Annotated in this window: 22 protein-coding genes; 15 read left to right on the forward strand and 7 right to left on the reverse strand. The window is 37.4% G+C overall.

Features of this window, described 5'->3' with window-relative positions:
- The first annotated feature begins 80 nt into the window (after window positions 1–80).
- On the forward strand, window positions 81–434 hold the full coding sequence (secG, locus tag BLW74_RS17090) for a preprotein translocase subunit SecG (RefSeq protein ID WP_089694336.1): 354 nt from the start codon (window positions 81–83) through the stop codon (window positions 432–434).
- Between the two features lie 53 nt (window positions 435–487).
- Here secG and BLW74_RS17095 read toward each other — a convergent pair whose 3' ends face one another.
- Window positions 488–1,327, reverse strand: coding sequence for a glycosyltransferase family 2 protein (locus BLW74_RS17095; protein ID WP_089694338.1), 840 nt, complete (start codon window positions 1,325–1,327; stop codon window positions 488–490).
- Window positions 1,323–1,934: a recombination mediator RecR gene (gene recR, locus BLW74_RS17100; RefSeq protein WP_089694340.1), complete on the reverse strand. Its 612-nt coding sequence runs from the start codon at window positions 1,932–1,934 to the stop codon at window positions 1,323–1,325. The genes BLW74_RS17095 and recR overlap by 5 nt, the downstream gene beginning before the upstream one ends.
- A 230-nt stretch (window positions 1,935–2,164) precedes the next feature.
- On the opposite strand from recR, the gene BLW74_RS17105 reads away from it, so the two are divergent.
- The 4 genes from BLW74_RS17105 to BLW74_RS17120 all read left to right on the forward strand — a co-directional run bounded on the left by BLW74_RS17105 (window position 2,165) and on the right by BLW74_RS17120 (window position 5,597).
- Window positions 2,165–2,770, forward strand: a complete 606-nt coding sequence (locus tag BLW74_RS17105; protein ID WP_089694342.1) for an LURP-one-related family protein — start codon at window positions 2,165–2,167, stop codon at window positions 2,768–2,770.
- Window positions 2,771–2,790: 20 nt separating this feature from the next.
- Complete coding sequence (locus tag BLW74_RS17110) at window positions 2,791–3,282, forward strand: hypothetical protein (protein WP_089694345.1); 492 nt, start codon at window positions 2,791–2,793, stop codon at window positions 3,280–3,282.
- Window positions 3,283–3,363: 81 nt separating this feature from the next.
- Window positions 3,364–4,806, forward strand: coding sequence for an aminoacyl-histidine dipeptidase (locus BLW74_RS17115; RefSeq protein ID WP_089694347.1), 1,443 nt, complete (start codon window positions 3,364–3,366; stop codon window positions 4,804–4,806).
- Between the two features lie 209 nt (window positions 4,807–5,015).
- Window positions 5,016–5,597, forward strand: a complete 582-nt coding sequence (locus BLW74_RS17120; protein WP_089694726.1) for an LOG family protein — start codon at window positions 5,016–5,018, stop codon at window positions 5,595–5,597.
- 60 nt (window positions 5,598–5,657) lie between these two features.
- Here BLW74_RS17120 and BLW74_RS17125 read toward each other — a convergent pair whose 3' ends face one another.
- Both BLW74_RS17125 and BLW74_RS17130 read right to left on the reverse strand, forming a co-directional pair.
- The gene (locus BLW74_RS17125; RefSeq protein WP_034697026.1) at window positions 5,658–5,987 is read right to left on the reverse strand and encodes a 2Fe-2S iron-sulfur cluster-binding family protein; all 330 of its coding nucleotides are present in this window, start codon (window positions 5,985–5,987) and stop codon (window positions 5,658–5,660) included.
- Window positions 5,988–5,999: 12 nt separating this feature from the next.
- Entirely contained in the window at window positions 6,000–7,055 is a 1,056-nt protein-coding gene (locus BLW74_RS17130) for an NAD(P)/FAD-dependent oxidoreductase (protein ID WP_089694348.1), read from the reverse strand.
- A gap of 153 nt (window positions 7,056–7,208) precedes the next feature.
- On the opposite strand from BLW74_RS17130, the gene BLW74_RS17135 reads away from it, so the two are divergent.
- Complete coding sequence (locus BLW74_RS17135) at window positions 7,209–7,979, forward strand: DUF3108 domain-containing protein (RefSeq protein ID WP_089694350.1); 771 nt, start codon at window positions 7,209–7,211, stop codon at window positions 7,977–7,979.
- A 277-nt stretch (window positions 7,980–8,256) separates the two neighbouring features.
- Here the strand turns inward: BLW74_RS17135 and pheS are convergent, their stop codons facing one another.
- Window positions 8,257–9,267: a phenylalanine--tRNA ligase subunit alpha gene (pheS, locus tag BLW74_RS17140; protein WP_089694352.1), complete on the reverse strand. Its 1,011-nt coding sequence runs from the start codon at window positions 9,265–9,267 to the stop codon at window positions 8,257–8,259.
- 125 nt (window positions 9,268–9,392) lie between these two features.
- The gene (locus BLW74_RS17145; RefSeq protein WP_034697022.1) at window positions 9,393–10,052 is read right to left on the reverse strand and encodes a YceI family protein; all 660 of its coding nucleotides are present in this window, start codon (window positions 10,050–10,052) and stop codon (window positions 9,393–9,395) included.
- A 75-nt stretch (window positions 10,053–10,127) separates the two neighbouring features.
- Between BLW74_RS17145 and BLW74_RS17150 the strand changes: the two genes are divergently transcribed.
- A complete protein-coding gene (locus tag BLW74_RS17150; RefSeq protein WP_089694354.1) occupies window positions 10,128–11,063 on the forward strand; it encodes an ABC transporter ATP-binding protein in 936 nt (311 codons plus the stop codon).
- A 278-nt stretch (window positions 11,064–11,341) separates the two neighbouring features.
- Here the strand turns inward: BLW74_RS17150 and BLW74_RS17155 are convergent, their stop codons facing one another.
- Window positions 11,342–11,686 carry a zinc ribbon domain-containing protein YjdM gene (locus tag BLW74_RS17155; protein WP_089694356.1) on the reverse strand — a complete coding sequence of 115 codons (345 nt, stop codon included), beginning with the start codon at window positions 11,684–11,686 and terminating at the stop codon, window positions 11,342–11,344.
- Between the two features lie 458 nt (window positions 11,687–12,144).
- Here BLW74_RS17155 and BLW74_RS17160 point away from each other — a divergent pair, with 458 nt between their 5' ends.
- The 8 genes from BLW74_RS17160 (at window position 12,145) to BLW74_RS17195 (ending at window position 22,298) form a co-directional block, all read left to right on the forward strand.
- Window positions 12,145–13,350 carry an RsmB/NOP family class I SAM-dependent RNA methyltransferase gene (locus BLW74_RS17160; RefSeq protein ID WP_089694358.1) on the forward strand — a complete coding sequence of 402 codons (1,206 nt, stop codon included), beginning with the start codon at window positions 12,145–12,147 and terminating at the stop codon, window positions 13,348–13,350.
- 190 nt (window positions 13,351–13,540) lie between these two features.
- Complete coding sequence (locus BLW74_RS17165; RefSeq protein ID WP_089694361.1) at window positions 13,541–15,208, forward strand: GLPGLI family protein; 1,668 nt, start codon at window positions 13,541–13,543, stop codon at window positions 15,206–15,208.
- Between the two features lie 322 nt (window positions 15,209–15,530).
- Entirely contained in the window at window positions 15,531–17,198 is a 1,668-nt protein-coding gene (asnB, locus tag BLW74_RS17170) for an asparagine synthase B (RefSeq protein ID WP_089694362.1), read from the forward strand.
- Between the two features lie 299 nt (window positions 17,199–17,497).
- Window positions 17,498–18,340 carry a hypothetical protein gene (locus BLW74_RS17175; protein ID WP_228424946.1) on the forward strand — a complete coding sequence of 281 codons (843 nt, stop codon included), beginning with the start codon at window positions 17,498–17,500 and terminating at the stop codon, window positions 18,338–18,340.
- A gap of 140 nt (window positions 18,341–18,480) precedes the next feature.
- Window positions 18,481–19,884: an MFS transporter gene (locus BLW74_RS17180; protein ID WP_089694365.1), complete on the forward strand. Its 1,404-nt coding sequence runs from the start codon at window positions 18,481–18,483 to the stop codon at window positions 19,882–19,884.
- A 114-nt stretch (window positions 19,885–19,998) separates the two neighbouring features.
- Window positions 19,999–20,874, forward strand: a complete 876-nt coding sequence (locus BLW74_RS17185; protein ID WP_089694367.1) for a pirin family protein — start codon at window positions 19,999–20,001, stop codon at window positions 20,872–20,874.
- A gap of 155 nt (window positions 20,875–21,029) precedes the next feature.
- On the forward strand, window positions 21,030–21,341 hold the full coding sequence (locus BLW74_RS17190) for a GNAT family N-acetyltransferase (RefSeq protein ID WP_089694369.1): 312 nt from the start codon (window positions 21,030–21,032) through the stop codon (window positions 21,339–21,341).
- A gap of 57 nt (window positions 21,342–21,398) precedes the next feature.
- Window positions 21,399–22,298, forward strand: a complete 900-nt coding sequence (locus BLW74_RS17195; RefSeq protein ID WP_089694371.1) for a pirin family protein — start codon at window positions 21,399–21,401, stop codon at window positions 22,296–22,298.
- Window positions 22,299–22,306 lie beyond the last annotated feature (8 nt).

The raw sequence follows: 22,306 nt of genomic DNA on the forward strand, positions 1-22,306 counted from the left end.
TATCAACATTTGGCGACTTCTTTTTTTGTCATTCAGTAAAAAAAGATTAAATTTGCCCATTCAAAAAGATATCAGAATTAATGGATACTATATTTACACTATTGATGGTTCTTATTATGGTTGCCAGTGTTTTATTGGTAATTATCGTTATGGCACAAAATCCTAAAGGAGGAGGCCTTTCCAGTACATTCGGAGGTGCATCATCTGCGCAGTTCGGAGTACAGAGAACCAATGATTTCATGGAAAAAGCAACATGGACTCTAGGCGGAACTATCATCGTTCTTATCCTTTTAAGCGTTGTTATTACAGGTAAGCCTTCTCAGGTAGTTCCTGCACAACAGCAGCCAGCGAAAAAAGAAGCTCCGGCAAAACAGTCTGCTCCTGCTTCTTCTACAACAGCTCCGGCACAAACTCCCGTAGCACCGGCTAAATAAGAAGAATATTATCTTATATAAAACAAAAGCAACTCAAAATTTGAGTTGCTTTTTTATTTGAGCTTAATCTTTTCAATATGAAGACGGAGCTTAAGCCCTGCTTTTAAGAATGAATATTGTACAGGCTTCGCTTCTTTGTAATATTTATCAATAAAAATCTGCATAGCTCCATAAAATCTGTTGAGATATACTTCATCCTTAACGGTACTTTCTCCTTTATGATGAAGAATTGAAACTTTACCATAATAATAGTTTTTATAACCGTTTCTTAAAAAAGTATAGCAGAGGTCAATATCTTCTCCATACATAAAATACGATTCATCCAGCCCGCCTATTTTTTCATAAACTTGCTTTTTAGCCAATAAAAATGCTCCCGTAATGACATCTACTTCTGCAACAGCATTTTCTTCTATATCATTTCTGTAATAAGATTTCGACTTATTTTTTTTAAAATTCGTAAACAGCTTTTCAAAAGAATTAAACATATCCGGAACAGAACGCTTACTTTCAGGAAGAAAAATACCTTCTGCATCATGCATTCTCACTCCCAGACATCCGAAAGAAGGCTGCGCATCAGCAAAATCCAGAAGCTCTTTCATATAAAACCCCTCCAATTCGGTATCGGGATTTAAAAGCAGGATATATTCTCCTTTTGCCGCTTTGACCGCCTGATTATTAGCTTTTGAAAAACCGCCATTACTTTCAGAAGATATAAAGTGTATGCTGGGAAACTCACGGATAAGATCTTGCCAGGAAGTGTCTGTAGAAGCATTATCAATCACTATTACTTCATATGCTGTTTCCTGTATATATTTCTGAAGAGACAGGAGACAGCTTCGGAGTAATTGGGTAACATTATAGTTGACAATAATAACAGACAGCTTCATACTAATCCTTTTCGTTATACGGCAGCCTATTGGTGATGGATCTTCCTAAAGAAATTTCATCAGCATATTCCAGCTCATCTCCAACAGAAATTCCTCTTGCAATACTTGAAAAATTTACATTGAAGTTTTTGAATTTCTTGTAAATATAATATGCTGTAGTATCTCCTTCCATAGTAGCACTGAGTGCAAAAATAAACTCCTTCACTTTACCGTCATTCAGCTTTTTTTCAATGCTTGGAATATTCAGCTGCCCCGGACCTACTCCTTCCATAGGAGATATTTTCCCGCCAAGAATCAGATATTTACCGGTGTACTTCCCTGTATTTTCAATAGCGATCACGTCTCTTACATCTTCCACAATACAGATCAGTTCGTCACTTCTTTTTTCATTGCTGCATATTTCACAGATGTCAAAATCTGAAAAATTATGACATTCTTTACAGTATTTTATTTCATTGACAAGATTAATCAGCGAATTTCCAAGACTTACAGCTCTGGAATTGGGCTGCTTCAACAAATGTAATGCTAACCTCAAAGCTGTTTTTCTTCCAATTCCGGGCAGTCCTGAAATTTCATCTACTGCCTTTGCCAACACTTTACTTGGGTAATCCATGGCTACAAAAATAAGCATTAAAGTTGATAATTAATAGTGAATTGTGAAGGGTCAATTCACTTCGTTTGTGAATTTGTATAAAGTGATTATTGACTTTGCGCAGCAAAAATTGACAATTGACCATGAGACTAATGTCCCATAATGATATTTTACATTTCCCTCCTACCTGAGAACTCTAAAAAAACCTTTATATTTGCGGCTCTAATTAAATATGAAAAAAATTAACTAACATGGTACTTAACAATCTCAATTATCCTCTGGATTTCAAATTCAAAATCACTACTTTAGCAAGTGACTTTAACATTACAGACAGAAATGGAAATTATGTAGCGTATGTTCGTCAGAAAATGTTTAAGTTGAAGGAAGACGTTATCGTTTTTAATGATGAAAGCAAGTCTAAAGAGCTTTTCAGAATCAGAGCTAATAAATGGATTGATTTCAACGCTTCTTATTCTTTAAATGATCTTATCGACAATAAAAACTTCGGAAGATTAGCCAGAAAAGGAATGCGTTCTATCTGGAAAGCAAGCTATGATATTCTGGATGCACAGGATCAGCCAAAGTTTAAAGTTCAGGAAGACAGTGCATGGGTAAGATTCTGGGACAGCTTTGTAGGGGAAATTCCGATTATCGGTATGTTTACAGGGTATTTCCTTAATCCTTCTTATACGGTAACGGGTATTGACGGAAAGGCTTATTTTAAACTTAAAAAGATGCCTTCATTCTTCGGAAGAAGATTTCAGCTGGACAGACTCATTGATATAGATGATGAGGAAGAAAGTCTGGTAATCCTTTCTTTATTAATGATGACACTTCTTGAAAGAGCAAGAGGATAAACAAATAACAACCACAAAACATGAAATATTTAATTATTGTATTTTCCGCATTTCTGCTGGTAGCCTGCAAAAAGGAAAAAGAAACGGTTTCAGGCTCCAATGTTCCTGATTCTTTGCATATAACAAAAGATACAGCGGCAGCAGCTCCATCATCAGGAAATATCCTGGTAGGAACCATTCCTTTTCCTAAGGAAATCAAAGAATGCTCATGCTATTTTGCAGCAAGCAAAGCTGATTTCGAAAATGAAAGATACATCTATGCAGATGATGCCGGAAAAACAGCTTATATGATGCTGGATGGCAAGAGACTGGCTCTTAACCTTATCTCGTCAAGTGATATGGAAGTAGATGAACAGCTTACCAAAGAAATAGAAAATGACGATTATAAAATTTCTGTAAAGGGTAAAAAAATAAAAGGAGAAGAGGCTTTACTGTTTGAAGGAACTCTGACTATTGAGAAACCGGATGGCACCACATTCACTACTCCTATCTATGGAGAATGCGGATGTTAATAAAAGCCCAACCATACAAAAATGCTTCTGTATCTCACGGAAGCATTTTTTATTTCGTAAATTTGAGAAAAATAAAATTCAATGGAATTATCTAATATAGAACCGCAGATTATATGGAAAAATTTCTCCAAATTAAATGCTGTTCCGAGGCCTTCTAAGAAGGAAGAAAAAGTAATCGCATTTATCAAAGAATTTGGTGAAAATTTAGGACTGGAAACTACGGTAGATGAAGTAGGAAACGTTATTATTAAAAAACCTGCCACTGCAGGAATGGAAAACCGTAAATCTATTGTGCTTCAATCGCACCTTGATATGGTTTGCCAGAAAAACAACGATGTGAATTTCGATTTTGAAACCGAAGGAATTAAAATGGAAATTGATGGTGACTGGGTAAAAGCTAAAGGAACTACTTTAGGCGCTGATAACGGCTTAGGAGTAGCGACCATCATGTCTGTCCTTGAGAGTTCAGATATTCCGCACCCTGCACTGGAAGCCCTTTTCACAATTGATGAGGAAACCGGAATGACTGGTGCTTTAGGATTAAAACCAGGACAGCTTACAGGTCAGATTCTACTGAATCTTGACACTGAAGAAGATGACGAAATTGATATCGGCTGTGCAGGAGGTGTAGATGTAACAATTACTCAAACTTATACTGCAGAAGCTTCAAAAGGCCAAATTGTGAGACTGGAAGTAAAAGGACTTCAGGGCGGACACTCCGGAATGGATATCCATAAAGGTTTCGGAAACGCCAATGTTATTTTGGGAAGACTTCTTTACATCGGACTGCAAACCCAGAATATCGAACTGATCTCTATCGACAGCGGAGGTTTAAGAAATGCAATCCCAAGAGAAGGTGCTGCTCTTGTTTCTGTGAGAAATGCTCAGGAATTTATAGACAGTGCAACAGCTCTTAAAAAAGATATCCTGGAAGAATTTGCAGCGGTAGAACCTGGCCTTCAGATCAATATCGAGAACTCTACATCTTCCGAAAAAGCTATTTCTGAAGAAGATTCCAAGAAAGTAATTCTTACGTTAAAAGCTCTTCACAACGGAGTTTACAGAATGAGCCCGGATGTAGCTGATCTTGTAGAAGCATCCAACAACGTAGCAAGAGTAGAACTGAAAGGCGGAGAACTGAAGATTTTAAATCTTACAAGATCTTCTGTAGATTCTTCTAAATATTCTGTTGCAGAACAATTAAAATCGGTTGCAGAACTGGCTGGAATGAATGTTGAATTCAGCGGATCTTATCCGGGCTGGAAACCAAAACCAGGTTCAGAAATTGTACAGCTGATGGAGAAACTTTATACTGAGAAATTCGGTGAGAAACCTCATGTAGTAGCTTGCCATGCTGGTCTTGAGTGCGGAATCATCGGTGCCAACTATCCGGAAATGGAAATGGTAAGCTTTGGGCCAACCATCAGAGGAGCCCATTCGCCGGATGAAAGAGCGAATATCCCTTCAGCACAGAAATTCTGGAGCTTCCTGAAAGATATTTTAGCGAATATTCCTCAGAAATAGAACATTAAAATTTCTATATTAAATATCCAAAGTCTTGAGATTTTGGATATTTTTAGTTTGAATTGAAATATCTGTATTAATTAAAATAAAAATGCTTCGACAGGCTCAGCATGACGCTGCTAAAATTGATTTCTAAAAAAACAGTTAGTATTAGAGATATCATGCTGAGCTGGTCGAAGCATCTAAACCATAAAAAAATAAACCTTACAATGAAAAGTATAACCGTATTCTGCGGCTCAAGTTTCGGCACAGATAAAATATATGAAGAGCAGGCATTTCTGCTTGGACAAACCCTGGCAAAACAAAATATACAGCTTGTTTATGGCGGTTCGGAAACGGGCTTAATGGGAACGGTAGCCAATGGCGCCTTAAGTGAAAATGGAACGGTAACAGGAGTACTGCCCCAATTTTTACAAACCAAAGAAATTGCTCACAAAAACCTGACTGAGCTTATCATCGTGGAAACCATGCACGAAAGAAAAACCAAAATGAACGACCTCTGTGACGGAGTTATCGTTCTTCCCGGCGGCTACGGTACATTGGAAGAATTTTTCGAAATGATTACCTGGGCACAGCTTGGCCTTCACAAAAAGCCGATCGGCATTCTGAATACTGACGGATTTTATGATGATCTGATCCAACTGATTCAAACCATGGTGGACAAAGGATTTTTAAAGCAGATCAATAAGGATATGGTGCTGATCAATAAAAATATAGATGATTTGTTGGACCAAATGAGAAATTATGAGGCTCCTACGGTTTGGAAAGTAATCAGTAAAGATGAAGTATAAAGAAGAAACCCGTCCGGATTTTCCGGACGGGTTTCTTTTATTAAGATTAAAAAATATTTTCTAAGGATAAGGAGCAATTTCCACTTCAAGCCCTTCCATGGCATCGGCAATATGCAGCTGGCATCCCAGTCTGCTGTTGTCTTTCACGTGGAAAGCTTCAGCAAGCATGGCATCTTCTTCATCTCCCATCGGTTCCAAACCGGGATCATTAATTACATATACCTGGCATGAAGCACACATCGCCATTCCTCCGCATACCCCGATAGTACCTTCTTCTGCCAATTCATAGGAACGGATAATTTCCATAAGGTTCATGGACATATCCGTAGGCGCTACGACATCGTGGGTTACCCCTTCTCTGTCGGTGATTTTAATATTAACGTCTGACATAATTCTGCAAAATTAGTCAATTTTTTTCACAACTGCCTTCTCTGCTTCTTTACGGCTTCCGTCAAATCCGTCTACACCACTCACGGTTGTATATTTTAATACGAATTTTTTACCCGGGTTTAATCTGTTATAAACACTCTGACACATTAAAGTCGCTTCGTGGAATCCACAAAGGATCAACTTCAGCTTTCCAGGATAGGTGTTGATATCCCCGATCGCATAAATACCATCAATGTTTGTCTGATAATCAAGAGCATTGTTTACAACAATAGCATTTTTCTCGATATTTAATCCCCAGTTTCCGATTTCACCCAATTTTGGAGTCAATCCGAATAAAGGAATAAAGTAATCTGTTTCAATATCGTAAGCTTCCTGCCCTTCCACTTCTACAGTGATAGCTTCTACTTTTCCGTCACCTTTTATACCGGTAACTTCCGCAGGCGTAATTAATTTAATTTTTCCCTGATTTTTCAGATCCTGAACTTTCTCTACAGAATCCAAAGCTCCTCTGAACTCATTTCTTCTGTGGATCAAAGTCACTTCGCTGGCCACATTGGAAAGGAAAACACTCCAGTCCAAAGCAGAATCTCCACCTCCGGCGATCACTACTCTCTTGTTTCGGAAATGCTCAGGCTCTTTAACAAAATACTCCAGACCTTTTTCTTCATAATCAGCAAGATTGTCGAAAGTAGGTTTTCTTGGTTCAAATGTTCCTAATCCACCTGCAATGGCAATTGCTTTACATCTGTGAACGGTTCCTTTGTTTGTAATTACTTCAAACCACTCATCGTCAACCTTTGTATAAGAAACTGCTGTTTCTCCCAAAGTAAATCCTGGCTGAAACTGTTTGATCTGTTCCATCAAATTATCCACCAATTCTCCAGCGTTCACTGAAGGATAACCTGGGATATCGAAAATAGGTTTTTTAGGATAAAGTTCCGCTAACTGCCCCCCCGGTTGTGGAAGCGCATCAATAATATGGCACTTCATTTTTAATAAACCCGCTTCAAAAACTGCAAAAAGTCCTGTAGGTCCCGCACCTATGATCAATATATCAGTGGTTATCATAATCTTTAAGATAATTTAATTATACATTTAACTGCAAATTTACTAATTTTAATGCGAAGCATATTTAATTGATTCTAAATAAAAACCTGAGATTTGTCAAATATCTCTTAATGAAGATTTTAAATTTGGCAGTGTTTTTGTAAATGTCTTGTTATGAAGAAATTTTTAGTCCTTTTTGCAGTATTGATATCCTTTTTAGGTTCTGCCCAGATAGATAACATCGCGGACGGTGAATCCATCACATTAAGGATCCATTATGGCTTCCTGAATGCAGGAACAGCCAACCTTACTACAAAACAGACCAATTATAAAGGGGTTCCCCACCTGTATGTAAAAGGCACAGGACAGACTACGGGTGCCGTAAAGGCATTCTTCAAGGTAGAAGATTTATATGAAAGCTTCATTAATACCCAAACCGGATTACCAAGTTTTTACGTAAGAAATGTGCGTGAGGGAAGCTATCGCCAGCATTTTGAAACTGTTTTCAATCATGATAACAATACTTTAATATTAACGGATAAAAAGACTCCGGCCAACGGTTCGAAGGTTTTGAAATCTGTAAAAGGAGTTCAGGATATGCTTTCGTGTTTTTATTATTTAAGAAGCAAGAGCCCGGAAGAACTGAAAGTAGGAACTATTATTAATATGAATGTATGGATTGATGATGAAATGTTTCCTTTCCAGCTGAAAGTAACGGGAACAGAAAATTTAAAGACAAAATTCGGAACGATTAACTGTCTGAAGATTATTCCTTCTGTAAAAAGCGGTAGGGTATTCAAGGAAAAAGAAGGCGTAACGATGTGGGTTTCCAATGATGCGAATCATATACCTATGCTGTTAAAGGCAGAACTAGCAGTAGGCTCACTGAAAGCGAGCATTGATGATTATAAAAATGTGAAATATCCTTTAAAGTTCAGCAAATAACCATCATAAGTTTTTAAAGATAAAGATATATTGCCTGTAATTTTTTACAGGCTTTTATTTTCAATGTAATACAATGCTAATGTTAATTGTCTTATTTATAAAGGCAGACAAAGCGCTGCAGCATGTCAATACTTCAATTCAACGACGATTGATAAAGTATAGGCATAAGAAACAGACACGTGTAAATTTTTCAATAAGATCAGTTTTTAATTACGTTTTGTTTCTTAGGTCAGTAATTAAAAACAAAAACCTCCGGAGCTCCGGAGGTTTGATTTTTTTATAGTGTTTTGAACTGTTCCAGTGTTCTGATATCATTTTCAAAGAACATTCTGATGTCACTCATCTGGTAAAGAAGCATCGTGATTCTTTCAATTCCCATTCCGAATGCATATCCTGAATATTTCTCAGAATCGATATTCACATTTTTCAGTACGGCAGGGTCTACCATTCCGCATCCCATGATCTCCAGCCATCCTGTTCCTTTCGTAATTCTGTAATCCGTTTCAGAGTTTAGTCCCCAATATACATCAATTTCAGCACTTGGCTCTGTGAACGGGAAGAATGATGGTCTCATTCTGATTTTAGATTTTCCGAAAAGCTCAGTGGTAAAGAACTGAATGGTTTGCTTCAAATCTGCAAAACTTACATTCTCATCAATATACAATCCTTCAATCTGATGAAAGATGCAGTGAGAACGTGAGGAAATTGCTTCATTTCTGAACACTCTTCCCGGAGATAAAATTCTGATCGGCGGCTGGTTTTCTTCCATATAACGGGTCTGTACAGAAGAAGTATGTGTTCTTAAAAGAATATCAGGATTCTGCTCTATGAAGAATGTATCCTGCATATCTCTTGCCGGGTGATATTCCGGAAGGTTAAGTGCTGTAAAGTTATGCCAGTCATCTTCAATCTCAGGGCCGTCTGCTACTGCAAAGCCAATAGATTTGAAAATTTCAATAATTCTGTTTTTCACCAGATTAATTGGATGTCTTGAACCCAGTTCCAGTGGAAAAGCAGGTCTTGTAAGATCTTCTTTTTCTATTACAACAGAAGATTCCGAAGCATTTTTCAAATCCTCCAGTTTTACAGCAACTGCCTGTTTCAAAGTGTTGATCTTCTGTCCGAATTCTTTCTTTTGCTCGTTAGGAACTTCTTTAAATTTTTCAAAAAAATCATTCAGAACCCCTTTTTTACCGTTGTACTTGATTCGGAAGTTTTCGATATCTTCCTTAGAGGTAGCATTGAACCCGTTTACTTCGACCAGTAGTTCTTCTATCTTTTCTATCATTACTTTACCCTTTCAAATGTTTTGCAAAAATACGATTTTAAGTTGAATAATAAGTCTGTCCAAAAAAAATCTGCCTCTTTTTCGGGAGGCAGACTTCAATCACTTATTTCACTTAAATAAAAAAATTATTTCTTTTCTAAAGCTTTAACGCTGATCTGAAGAGTCACCTCATCTTTTATCACACCGTTTTCAGCAGGAGCCTGGAACTTCACACCAAACTCTTCTCTCTTGATATCTTTCGGTTCAGTAGCTACGCTTACTTCTCCGTCTTTCACAGAAACATTAGCTTTAAACTGAACAGGTTTTGTAATTCCTTTGATCGTTAAATTACCATCCAAAAGAGTATTGTAATCACCTTCTGTAGCCGGAGTAACTTTTGTAATCTCATAAGAAGCTGTCGGGAATTTTTCAACTTCAAAAAAATCACCGCTCTTCAGGTGCCCATTTAATTTTCCTAAATCTTCCGGGCTGTCTTTCAAGTCCACAGAAGTTAAAGAGTTCATATCAGCAACGAACTTTCCGCTTTCCAGTTTTCCGTCTTTCACCGTAACATCTCCACTTTCAAACCTGATGGTTCCAAAATGGCTCGTATTTTCAGATTTAAATACTTTATATCCTTTCCATTCAACCTTACTGTTTAGCGTATCCAAAGTAAACTGGCTACCTTCCTTAGTAGTGGTCACCTCATTACTTTCGCTGGTAAGCGGTTTGTCTTTTTTACAAGAAACCATTACAGCAGCAATAAATAATGCAGGGATCGCTAACGAAAACAGTTTTTTTCTCATTTTTGATTTATTTTTATTAGTTCCGCTAATATAATAAAAAAAATTATGTTTTCATAAAAACCTTACATTTGTAATATGCTATTAGAAATAAACAATTTATTTTTCTCTCACAACAAAGAAAACGCCCTGTTTCAGAACCTTAATCTAAGGTTTGACGAAAACAGGATCATAGCGCTGGCCGGTGAAAGCGGATGTGGAAAATCTACTCTTCTCAACCTCATTTATGGTCTTTTGGATTGGGAAAGCGGAGAAATTATTTTTAACGGAACAAAGCTTTTGGGACCGAAAGGAAATCTTGTTCCCGGAGAGCCTGAAATGAAATTCGTAGCACAGAATTTTGACCTCATGCCGTACGCTACGGTGGCCGAAAACGTGGGAAAGTTTATTTCTAATATCAATTTAAAACAAAAAAAGGAAACCGTAGCGGAACTTCTTGAGGTAGTAGGACTTCAGGAATTCGCCCATGTACTTCCCAAATATCTGAGTGGCGGGCAGCAGCAGAGAGTGGCAATTGCAAGAGCATTATCTGTACTCCCCAAGCTGCTTATTTTAGACGAGCCTTTCAGTAATCTGGATTTTCCGAGAAAAATTGAGCTTAGGGAAAGGCTTTTCAGATATGTAAAGCAGCATGGAGTTTCTTTAATTATTTCCACACATGAACTTCAGGATATTATGCCATGGCTGGATCAGATTATTATTTTGCAGAATGGAAGACTCATTCAGAATGACAGTCCGGAGGAAACCTACAGAAATCCTTATAACTCTTATGTGGCGAAATTATTCGGGGAAGTCAATATTTTCAGTGAAAGCGAAGCAGAAGATTTCCATCTTCCGAAGTTCGCCTATTATCCCAAAGAAATCAGAATTACGGAAACCGGTCTCGAAGCAGAAGTATTGGAAAGCAGGTTTGCAGGCAACTATTACTGGAATAAGTTAATTGCAAAGGGAAAAAAACTTGTTGTCTACACTGATGAAAAGCTTTCAGGGACTATCAACATCTCATTTATTTAAGGGGAAATCTTCATTGTAATCTGGATTTTAATCTCCAATAACATTTTATATAACTTCTACATTTTCTTACACTTATCTATAAAAAAAATACAAACATAAGAATTGGTTATCAAACTTTTTCTTACATTTGTATTTCACAAAGCATAAGGAAATTTTTGGTTATTTCTCTTTCTGCCTTCCAGACGGACATTAGCAATCTTGCAATTAAGTCTTATGAAAGATTACACTGTCCAATCTTTTCCTTTTCTTATTTCTGTACCTGAGAAAACAATGTCTTCTTACGCTTTCTTTACAAACTCGGACTTAAGTGCCATTGCCCCGAAACCATCAATTTTACAGTCGATATTGTGATCACTTCCCGGTCTTAAACGGATATTCTTCACTTTAGTTCCTGCTTTTACGGGTTTGGGCGCTCCTTTTACCGGAAGATCTTTTACCACTACTACTGAATCCCCATCCTGAAGCTCATTTCCGTTGGAATCCAAAATTTTGCCTTCATTTGCTGCTTCAGAAGCTGCCTCTGCCGGATCCCATTCGTAGAAACACTGGGAGCACACCATCAAATTATCACTCGGGTAGGTAAACTCGGAGCTGCATTTTGGACAAAGTACTGTATCACTCATATTTTTATTTTTTACAAAGGTAGAGCTTTTTGGAGGTTGAAGTCAAGAGATAAAGCTCAGTATAATAGACAATAAGCACATATTACTTTTACACAATGTTGTGAATTAATTTAAAGTAAATAAACATGTCACAAAGAAAATAAAGTATCATCATAAACAGTATATCTTTTGCTAACAAATATTTTTCATTAAGCAAAAACTTAGGTTTATTTGTTTTAAAGTGAAGGGATGTTATCAACACCTAAAAAATATAAATATTCGGAAAATCTTTACTAATTTAACATTAAAAATTTATTTCTGCCATTTAAAAATCAATAAACAGATTGACCTTGCATCAATAATATAAGATCCCATTACTGCCTGACTTTAAGCTCCTCCAATTACCAAACTCTCCAACTCAATCTTCAACTCTCAATTAAAAGTCGTATTTTTGCAGATTCAAACAGCGAAGCAAACTTATGGAACTTATTCACAGAAACTTGGCAATCGGAATTCACGATGCCCTACAGGAAACATTTTTTGAGAAAAACAAATATGCTGATAAAGTAATTGAAAGACTTTTGAAAGCAAACAGAAAATGGGGAAGCCAGGACAGAGCCGTTGTTTCTGAAATCTTTTACAATATTATCCGTTGGAAAAAACGCCTTGAATACTATATGGGTGAAGGTGTAAAGCCCAACAATATCTATAAACTGATCATTGCGTATTTACTTTGGAGTAAAACCAACTATAAAAAGTTTGAAGAATTTGACGGAATCAAAATTGCCGACATTCTTACTAAACTTAAAAAGAATACGGTTCCTACAAAAGCAATAGAATACTCTATTCCTGATTGGCTTGCTGAAACTCTTGAAAAAGAATTAGGACCCAAATGGGAAAAAGAAATGGCAGCTTTAAATGAGCAGGCTCCTACAGTTTTAAGGGCGAACTCTTTAAGAACCACCACTAAAGAACTTATTTCTGATCTTTCTGATGAGGGGGTTGTTTCCTATCCTATTAAAAATTATCCTGATGCTGTTCAGCTGGAAGAAAAGAAAAATGTTTTTCTTACTACAGCTTTCAAAGAAGGGTTATTTGAAGTACAGGATGCTTCTTCTCAGAAAATCGGGTATTTCCTTGACGTAAAAGAAGGACAGAGAGTTGTGGATGCATGTGCAGGAGCAGGAGGAAAAACGCTTCACTTGGCGGCATTAATGAAAAACAAAGGCCAGATCGTAGCATTAGATATCTTTGAATGGAAGCTTGCAGAATTAAAGCGCCGTGCCAAAAGAGCCGGAGCGCACAATATTGAAACCCGTATGATTTCTGACAACAAGGTAATCAAGCGTCTTCATGAAAAAGCTGACAGACTTCTGATTGATGCCCCCTGTTCAGGTCTTGGTGTTCTGAAAAGAAACCCGGACAGTAAGTGGAAGATTGATCAGGACTTTATTGACAGAATTAAAAAAGAACAGCAGCAAATTCTTCAGGAGTATTCTAAAATGCTTAAAAAAGGAGGAAAAATGGTATATGCTACGTGTTCTATCCTACCATCCGAAAACAATCTTCAGGTAGATGAGTTCATCAAAAACAATCCTGGATTCAAGATGATTAAAGACGAAAAGGTAATGCCAAGCGAAGGCTATGACGGATTCTATATGGCTTTGATCGAAAGGATTTCTTAAGTTAACCCTTATTAACATACTACAAAAACTACTCTATCTTTTGGAGTAGTTTTTTGTTTTTAAAACCTTTCGGGAAAAAATGTAACAATTTTTGTAACATTTGGATTCTACGGCCTACTAACTGTATAGATTAAAACCGTATTGATGCTGTGGAAAGTTTAGAATAACTTTGCAGCAAACTCATTTATTTATGAACACAAGAATTGTTTTCAATTTTCTGGCTGTTTTCGCATACTGTCTGTTCTCTGCACAGACATACGAGATCCAGTATACCAGCTCTTATAACGGAAAAACAATAACAGATCAGCCCTCTACTATTGTCTGGGTCAGCGAGAAAGAAAATTTCATTCTCAACAGCACAATCAAGGAACAAAAAAACAGTTATCCGTATGAGATTACTAAAGTAGAAAAGCCCTCCAACACTATTGTTTCTTATGCTTTCTTAAAACCGGAATCAATAATTTCAGCGTCAGATGCTGAGTCTGTGGGAAAACAGAATTTTGAATTAACGAATGAAACCAAAAAAATACTAGGCTACAATTGTAAAAAAGCTGTCACGAAAGTCAATTCAAATACCATCGAAATCTGGTATACAAATGATCTTCAATTAAAAGGCGGACCTTCTGTTCTGGGACAGAATCTGGGACTGGTTCTGGAAGTGGAAAGAAATAAAAATTCTTTAGTTACAGCCAGTTCCATCAAAAAAATCAAGAATACCGGAATTGAAAAGATGTTAAAAGGAAATATACAGCCTACAGATCAGCTTGGATATAAAGATTTACTCTGGAAAAGCAGATTTATCACACTGAATGTTTTTGAGAATGAAACCATCAACTTCTCTGATGCCTCAAAATCTGACGATCAGATTAAAAGATATGCCAACGGAACTATTATTCTTAGAAAAATAAAATTCCCCACGATTACGGAAGGAGAAAATATTTTTGTAGAACTGAAACAACAGTCGAGTGGTGATGCCTATGACAGAACCGGAACTGTATTTTTTATTCCACAGGATAAAGAAAAGTCCTTTTTTGACGGGTTAGAAAAAGGAGCAAAAACACTTCCTGTCTATGAAAATGGAAACGGAAAACAATATTACGGAGTAACTGCTACCGATCATTACAGCCCTGCTGCGGAAATGATGAGATTCTTTACCGCTTTTGGTATTCAGAAGTTTAATCATATTCAGCTTAAAGGAAAAAACTGGCAGACCATCAGTCCTTACAGACAGGACATTACAGAGTTGAAGCCCGCCTTATCAGGAAAAGAACTTTGGATAGGAACCTTTATTGGCAACTATGACAAAGGCGGACATACAGTAAGCCTTGATATTACGATTCACAAAAGCGATCAGACCGTTCATAAAAACAATACAGCCATTCCTTTATTCAACACGCTTAACATTATGGAAATGGCAGGACAGGATTACTCTACGATGTTCAGCCAGGATACAGGACTGCTTGTTAGTTTCACCTTAAACAAAGAGGTGAAGGGTGCTCAGCTTAGATACACCACAACAGGACATGGAGGCTGGGAAAACGGAGATGAATTTGTTCCAAAAGCTAATTCTATTGCCCTTGACGGACACCCTGTATTTTCATTTATCCCCTGGAGAACAGATTGCGGCTCCTACCGTTTATACAATCCGGCTTCCGGAAATTTTCAGGACGGGCTTTCATCGTCAGACCTCAGCAGATCAAACTGGTGCCCCGGCACGGTTACCAATCCTAATTTCATTCCTCTTGGAGATCTGAAAGCAGGAAAGCATACTATTCAGGTAAAAATTCCACAAGGGCCTACAGAAGGAACAAGCTTCAGCTCGTGGAATGTTTCGGGAACGCTTATTGGGGTACAATAAAAACAAAACCTTCTTGCATGAGAATTGCAAGAAGGTAAAAACACAAATGATGAAAAAAAATTATTTCGAGCCACAAAGTAAGGAGTAAAATTTATATAATTAATTACCATAGATTAATAAATATGTCATTTTTATTTCGTATAGAAGTTCTTCTATTTTTCACCTCAACGAAAAAAATTAATCAAACGATTGTCAATTTAAATAAATAGTTAAAATTTTTAACTTAAAAACATAAATTGATTAAAATTTTTCGCATTTAAATATTTTTTATTGCTATTTATCAACATCACTTCTACATTTGTTCCATAAATAATAAAAAATCATGTGTGGAATTGTATGTTTATTTGACGCCAGACAAAAAACTGAAGTATTAAGACCTCAGGTATTGGAAATGTCAAAAAAAATCCGTCACAGAGGACCGGATTGGAGTGGAGTTTTTCAGGACGAGAAAGTAATTTTCTCTCATGAAAGATTAGCAATTGTAGATCCTACCTCCGGAAAACAGCCTTTATTTACAAAAGACGGAAAAGTAGTATTAGCCGTAAACGGTGAAATCTATAACCATAGAGAACTTAAGGAAGAATTTCCTGATTATGAGTTTCAGACTCAATCTGACTGCGAGGTTATTCTTGCGCTTTACAGAAAATACGGAAAAGATTTCGTAGAAAAACTAAACGGAATTTTCGCATTCGCACTATACGATACAGAAAACGACATCTATCTTATTGCCCGTGACCACATGGGAATCTGCCCGCTTTACCAGGGTTGGGATAAAAACGGAAACTACTATGTGGCTTCTGAATTAAAAGCGCTTGAAGGCATCTGTAAAAAAATAGAAACTTTCTTACCGGGACATCTGATGTACAGTTCCGACGGAGCTGAACTTCAGCAGTGGTATACAAGAGACTGGGACAGCTTTGATCATGTAAAAGAAAATGTAACCGATATTTTAAAACTAAGAAAAGGACTGGAAGATGCCGTTCACAGACAACTGATGAGTGACGTTCCTTATGGCGTTCTTCTTTCCGGAGGATTGGATTCATCTGTTATTTCAGCCATTACGGCAAAATTTGCCCGTCAGAGAGTTGAAAGTGGTGATACGCAGGAAGCATGGTACCCAAGACTTCACAGTTTCGCGGTAGGATTGGTGGGCTCTCCGGATCTGGCAGCCGCACAAAAAGCTGCAGAGCATATCGGATCTGTTCACCATGAGGTAAACTTTACCGTACAGGAAGGACTGGATGCAGTACGAGATGTTATTTACCACCTTGAAACGTATGATGTGACAACAATCAGAGCGTCCGCTCCGATGTATCTTTTAGCAAGGGTTATCAAATCTATGGGGATTAAAATGGTTCTTTCAGGAGAAGGTTCTGATGAATTGTTCGGCGGCTACCTGTACTTTCACAAAGCTCCTAATGCGAAAGAATTTCATGAGGAAACAGTTAGAAAACTGGGCAAACTTCACCTGTATGACTGTTTGAGAGCCAACAAGGCGCTGATGAGCTGGGGCATTGAAGGAAGAGTTCCTTTCCTTGACAAAGAGTTTATGGATATTGCCATGACCATCAACCCTCAGGATAAAATGATCAGCACCGCTGAAGGAAAAATTGAAAAATGGGTACTGAGAAAAGCTTTTGAAGATCTTCTTCCGGATTCTATTGTATGGAGGCAGAAAGAACAGTTCTCAGATGGTGTAGGATATTCATGGATAGACACATTGAAAGAAGTTGCAGAAAAAGAAGTGACGGATGAAATGATGGCCAATGCAAAATTCAGATTCCCGCTCAACACCCCTCAGAATAAAGAGGAATACCGCTACAGAACTATTTTTGAAGAACACTTCCCAAGCGAAACCGCTGCGGCAACCGTTCCATCAGTTCCTTCCGTAGCCTGCTCCACTCCTATTGCTTTAGAATGGGATGAAGCCTTCAAAAAAATGAATGATCCAAGCGGAAGAGCTGTTAAGGTGCATGAAACTTCATATTAGAGAGGAAAACTGATGAATAGTCAATCGTCAATCCACTGTGCTCGTGAATTTGTTGCGTAATTCGGGTTCTCGAGATTATGAGTTTAATATTCACTTGCGATGCAAAAATTCACTATTGACCATTCACTTGTAAAGCAAAATTCGTTATTGACATGTATATTTTTTTCATTAAAACATTTAACTCCCTCAGTTATAATTTATCAATCCTGTAGCAATACAGGATTTTTTCTTGAATTAACGATAATAATATAGCATAATTTAACTCACAATCCAAAATAATATCTAATAAATAATTATATTTGGAAAACGAAAATATCAATTATAAAAAAATGAGAAGAAACCTTACTGTTTTATTTGCTTTATTATCCATTAGTTTTGCTTTTGGACAGGGAAAATACGGCAAGTATCTGAATTCAAAAAAGCTTGCTTTGGCTTATAAGAGTGTGAAAGATGCAGATAAAGATGACTACTATCAACAATTCTACTGGCTTGTAAAAGCAGAGCAGCTGAAAACGTATCCTCACCTTAAAGATATAAAACCTGTCGTTTTATATGAGTTTGTAAAATATGTGAATCCTCAGAATCCGACAAAAAAACTGGATGCGAGAGGAAAGGAACTGAGAGCAACTGCAGAATTATCATTAAATCAATATTTTAAGAATAAGAATTTTGAAAACAATTCTGTTTTGATGTATAATCTTGAAACCTATGTAGATCCTTCTAAAGGCCAGTTTTACACAAAGGTGGATCCGGAAAAAATCAAAGAGCTGGTTCCGAAAGAACTGTTTGCGTTCAACTCATTCAACAGAAATATAGGAGAAGAAAAGACCTACTATCTGTGGGTAGACAAGAAAAAAGATGATCTGAATATTGTGGATATCATCCCAAGCGAAAAAGATGACAAAGCTTTCTACACAAGACTGAGACAATATCTTCCTAACTACAAGTTTTCAAAATATGTACCTTCTGTAAAAAAGGGTAACAAATCTGACAAAACTGATATCGAATATTATTACATCATGCCGTTTGAGCAGAATACCGATAACATCGAATACAAAACTAAAGATTTCAAAACGTTCACTTTAAGCCAGTACAGAAAAGCCGGTGACGAATGGAAAGGAGTAGAAAAACCTAGAAAATAAATCAAAAAGTCCTGTGAAATTTCACAGGACTTTTTTAATTTTATATGGATTTCTTTATCTAAGGATTAAACTGCTTAAAGTAAGCAGTTATTCAAATCAAAATAAGCCTGGTCATTTTTTTAAGAACCAGCCTATACAAAATGACAGAATTAAACACGCAACAGACGTCCATAAAAAAAATTCTCCCCCTCATTCTGGCTACTGCTATTTTTATGCAAATGCTGGACTCAACCATTCTGAATACCTCGCTCCCAGCCATTGCAAAAGATCTGAATGAATCTCCGCTCAATATGCAGAACGCCATCATCAGTTATGTCCTTACACTGGCTGTTTTTATGCCGGCCAGCGGATTTTTGGCAGACCGTTTTGGAACCAAAAAAGTATTCATTTTTTCATTGGTATTGTTCAGCTTAGGATCACTGTTTTGTTCTTTGTCTCAAAACCTTACCCATCTGGTTATTTCAAGAGTTATCCAGGGCGTTGGAGGAAGCCTGATGACCCCGGTCGGAAAACTGGCACTCATTAAAACATTTGATAAAAATGAACTGTTGAAAGCTATGAACTTCGCCATTATACCTGCCCTTATAGGACCCGTACTAGGGCCATTAGTAGGTGGATATATGGTAGATTATCTATCATGGCACTGGATCTTCCTGATCAACATTCCGATTGGTTTCTTAGGAATTCTTCTGGGATTAAAGTTTATGCCTGATTATAAATCTGATGACGTTGATTTTGACTTTAAAGGATTTTTAATTTTTGCGGCAGCTTCTCTCCTTCTTTCCGTTTCACTGGAGCTTTTTGGAGATATGCAGAATATCACACCGGTTCTGCTTATATTCATAATGGGGTTCCTTTTCCTGTATTATTATTACAAACATGCAAAAAGAGGAGGAAATCCTATCTTCCCGTTAAACCTGTTCCAGGTAAGAACTTTCAGGGTAGGTATTGTAGGAAACCTTGCTACCCGGCTAGGTATCAGTTCGGTTCCGTTGCTGCTGCCTCTGATGATTCAGATTGCGTACAGACAGTCTGCCGTAACTTCCGGCTGGATCATTGCCCCTATGGCTATCACCGCGATCTTCGGTAAATCATATGTCATTAAAATTCTGGATAAATATGGCTACCGCAAAACCCTGATGTTAAACACCTTTATCATCGGAACACTGATTTGTCTGCTCGCCATACCTGACATACACACTTCTCTCTACTGGTTTGTTCCTATTATTGCAGTGCTGGGCTTTTTCAACTCTATACAATTCACTTCAATGAATACGATTTCCATTGCCGATCTTCGAAATTTCCAGACCAGCAGCGGAAACTCTTTAATTTCCGTCAATCAGCAGCTGGCTATCGGTTTCGGTATTGCATTCGGACTGATTGTTTTAAAGCTTTTTGAAAATACAGATCTGATACAGGGCGAAATCCACAATGCATTCCGATACACTTTCCTGACTGTCGGAATTTTAACAATTTTATCCGGATTGGTCTTCAGAAGACTGCATATTTCTGATGGAAAGAATATGAAATCGAAGGAAGATTAAATCGCTGCATTCCACCCGTTTTCTGCCGCTCACTGCCCCATTGACGAACTTAACACAGATCAATGCTTTTCGCATAGAACAATGGTAATTTTGTTTACATAAATCAACAATGTGATGGCAACTAAAAAAATAGAAATCGTAGTATCTCCAAAACCTGCACACTTTGTGGGCGACGGATTCAGGGTACACAATTTCATTCCGGGAATTCCTGGATTGGATATGAAAAGAATGGATCCGTTTATTATGCTGGATTATAATTCAAAATTTCATTTCAATGGATCAGATACCCCAAGAGGTGTTGGAGTACATCCGCACAGAGGTTTTGAAACCGTAACCATCGCCTATAGCGGAAAAGTAGAACATCATGACAGCGCAGGAGGCGGCGGTGTTATCGGAGAAGGTGATGTACAATGGATGACTGCTGCCAAAGGAGTTCTTCATAAGGAATATCATGAAACAGAATGGGCAAAAGAAGGAGGAATTTTTCAGATGGTTCAGCTTTGGGTGAACCTTCCTGCAAAAGATAAAATGAGCTGCCCGAAATACCAGGCCATTGAAAACTCAAAAATGGAAAGAGTTGATCTTGGCCAAAACGGTTTTGTAGAGGTAATTGCCGGGGAATATAATGGTCATAAAGGACCTGCCACCACTTTTACACCGGTTCATATGATGAATGCAAAACTGAAAGCAGGAGGAAAAGCATCATTTAATTTCCCTTCTCATTTCAATACGGCAGCACTGGTGATTGAAGGAAACGTAATCATCAACGGAGAAGACACCGTTAAAGCTGATCATTTTGCTCTGTTTAAAAATGAAGGAGAAACATTCACCATCGAAGCCAGAGAAGATGCAGTTGTTTTAATCATCAGCGGAGAACCCATTAATGAGCCTATTTATCCCCACGGACCTTTCGTAATGAATTCAAGAGAAGAAATTATGCAGGCTTTTGAAGATTTCAATACCGGAAAATTCGGATACCTGGAAGATTAAAAGAATTAAATTTATCTTAATCTTTGATTATTCCTTTTTTATTAACTTTATATAATGGTAAACCTTAGAGGTTGTGAAAACCTCTAAGGTTTAATGATCTTAACTAAGCAATATCTCATTTTTATGGGATGCCATACCCCCTAGTACCCTATATTATGAAACCAGAATTTGAAAATATACCACTCATAAAAGCCGAAAAAAGATTTGAAATAGAGCTCAACGGATATTGTGCATTTATTGATTACCGTGAGACAACGCATGAGATTGCTTTGATACACACTGAAGCAGATCCTGAACTGGCAGGAACAGGCGCAGCGGCAGCTGTAGTAGAGAAAACCCTGAATTATATTGAGGAAAGCGGTAAAAAGCTTCTTCCATTCTGCCCGTATGTTTTTGCTTTTATCAAAAAACATCCTGAGTGGAAACGCATCGTAGATGAAAAGTTTGAAGGGTATGACAAACTTTAAACCTTCATCAGAATTCATCAGTTTATTTAAATAACATTATAAAAGTATTACATCATCATGTCAAATATCGGACTTATTATCGAAGAAAAAGCAGCAGATATCGGAAATTTCCTCGTGGGAAGACTTCTTCCTTTCCGTGAAAAAAGAGCGGTTGGCCCTTTTGTTTTTATTGATCATATGGGACCTTCAGAACTAAAGGATTATCAGAATCTTGATGTTCCGCCCCATCCGCATATTGGTTTATCTACATTAACGTATCTGCTTGAAGGTTCTATTTTCCACAGAGACAGTATAGGAAGTGCTATCGAAATAAAACCTGGCGCTGTGAACTGGATGACCGCAGGAAAAGGGGTTGTGCATTCAGAAAGAACACCGGAATATTTAAGACACAGTGATAAAAGACTTCACGGATTTCAGATCTGGGTAGGTCTTCCGAAGCATCTTGAGCAGTCTGAACCTACTTTTCATCATATTGAAGCAGATGAAATTCCGGTTTGGGAAGAAGAGGGTATTCAGTATAAATTAATTGCCGGAGAAGCATTCGGAAGAACGTCTGCAGTTCCGGTACACAGCAGATTATTCTTCATTGAAATCAAGACAAAAGAAGCCAGGAAAATAAGCATCGGAAAGGATCTTTATGGAGAAGCGGCCATGTATGTTCTGGATGGAACTGTTACCACAGAAGGAAATTCTTATGGTTCAAAACAGCTGATGATTGCTAAAGATACCAAACTTTGTGAATTTGATATGAGTGAAAACGGAACGGTTTATCTTTTCGGTGGCGAGCCATTCGATGAGGAACGCTTTATCTTTTGGAATTTCGTCAACTCTGATAAAGCATTAATTGATCAGGCAAAAGTAAATTGGAATGACCAGAATCACGAAGCTTTTCCTTTGGTTCCGGGAGATGAAAAAGAATATGTTCCGCTTCCTAAGGCTATTTTAAACAGAAAATAATTCAGCTC

Origin of the sequence: Chryseobacterium culicis, from assembly GCF_900108365.1 — a bacterium.
Classification (GTDB): domain Bacteria; phylum Bacteroidota; class Bacteroidia; order Flavobacteriales; family Weeksellaceae; genus Chryseobacterium; species Chryseobacterium culicis.

Excerpts from the sequence above, each read along its gene's own strand:
- secG (WP_089694336.1), top strand. The coding sequence starts at position 81 with ATGGATACTATATTTACACTATTGATGGTTCTTATTATGGTTGCCAGT.
- recR (WP_089694340.1), bottom strand. The coding sequence starts at position 1,934 with ATGGATTACCCAAGTAAAGTGTTGGCAAAGGCAGTAGATGAAATTTCA.
- BLW74_RS17105 (WP_089694342.1), top strand. The coding sequence starts at position 2,165 with ATGGTACTTAACAATCTCAATTATCCTCTGGATTTCAAATTCAAAATC.
- BLW74_RS17110 (WP_089694345.1), top strand. The coding sequence starts at position 2,791 with ATGAAATATTTAATTATTGTATTTTCCGCATTTCTGCTGGTAGCCTGC.
- BLW74_RS17115 (WP_089694347.1), top strand. The coding sequence starts at position 3,364 with ATGGAATTATCTAATATAGAACCGCAGATTATATGGAAAAATTTCTCC.
- BLW74_RS17120 (WP_089694726.1), top strand. The coding sequence starts at position 5,016 with ATGAAAAGTATAACCGTATTCTGCGGCTCAAGTTTCGGCACAGATAAA.
- BLW74_RS17125 (WP_034697026.1), bottom strand. The coding sequence starts at position 5,987 with ATGTCAGACGTTAATATTAAAATCACCGACAGAGAAGGGGTAACCCAC.
- BLW74_RS17130 (WP_089694348.1), bottom strand. The coding sequence starts at position 7,055 with ATGATAACCACTGATATATTGATCATAGGTGCGGGACCTACAGGACTT.
- BLW74_RS17135 (WP_089694350.1), top strand. The coding sequence starts at position 7,209 with ATGAAGAAATTTTTAGTCCTTTTTGCAGTATTGATATCCTTTTTAGGT.
- pheS (WP_089694352.1), bottom strand. The coding sequence starts at position 9,267 with ATGATAGAAAAGATAGAAGAACTACTGGTCGAAGTAAACGGGTTCAAT.
- BLW74_RS17145 (WP_034697022.1), bottom strand. The coding sequence starts at position 10,052 with ATGAGAAAAAAACTGTTTTCGTTAGCGATCCCTGCATTATTTATTGCT.
- BLW74_RS17150 (WP_089694354.1), top strand. The coding sequence starts at position 10,128 with ATGCTATTAGAAATAAACAATTTATTTTTCTCTCACAACAAAGAAAAC.
- BLW74_RS17155 (WP_089694356.1), bottom strand. The coding sequence starts at position 11,686 with ATGAGTGATACAGTACTTTGTCCAAAATGCAGCTCCGAGTTTACCTAC.
- BLW74_RS17160 (WP_089694358.1), top strand. The coding sequence starts at position 12,145 with ATGGAACTTATTCACAGAAACTTGGCAATCGGAATTCACGATGCCCTA.
- BLW74_RS17165 (WP_089694361.1), top strand. The coding sequence starts at position 13,541 with ATGAACACAAGAATTGTTTTCAATTTTCTGGCTGTTTTCGCATACTGT.
- asnB (WP_089694362.1), top strand. The coding sequence starts at position 15,531 with ATGTGTGGAATTGTATGTTTATTTGACGCCAGACAAAAAACTGAAGTA.
- BLW74_RS17180 (WP_089694365.1), top strand. The coding sequence starts at position 18,481 with ATGACAGAATTAAACACGCAACAGACGTCCATAAAAAAAATTCTCCCC.
- BLW74_RS17185 (WP_089694367.1), top strand. The coding sequence starts at position 19,999 with ATGGCAACTAAAAAAATAGAAATCGTAGTATCTCCAAAACCTGCACAC.
- BLW74_RS17190 (WP_089694369.1), top strand. The coding sequence starts at position 21,030 with ATGAAACCAGAATTTGAAAATATACCACTCATAAAAGCCGAAAAAAGA.
- BLW74_RS17195 (WP_089694371.1), top strand. The coding sequence starts at position 21,399 with ATGTCAAATATCGGACTTATTATCGAAGAAAAAGCAGCAGATATCGGA.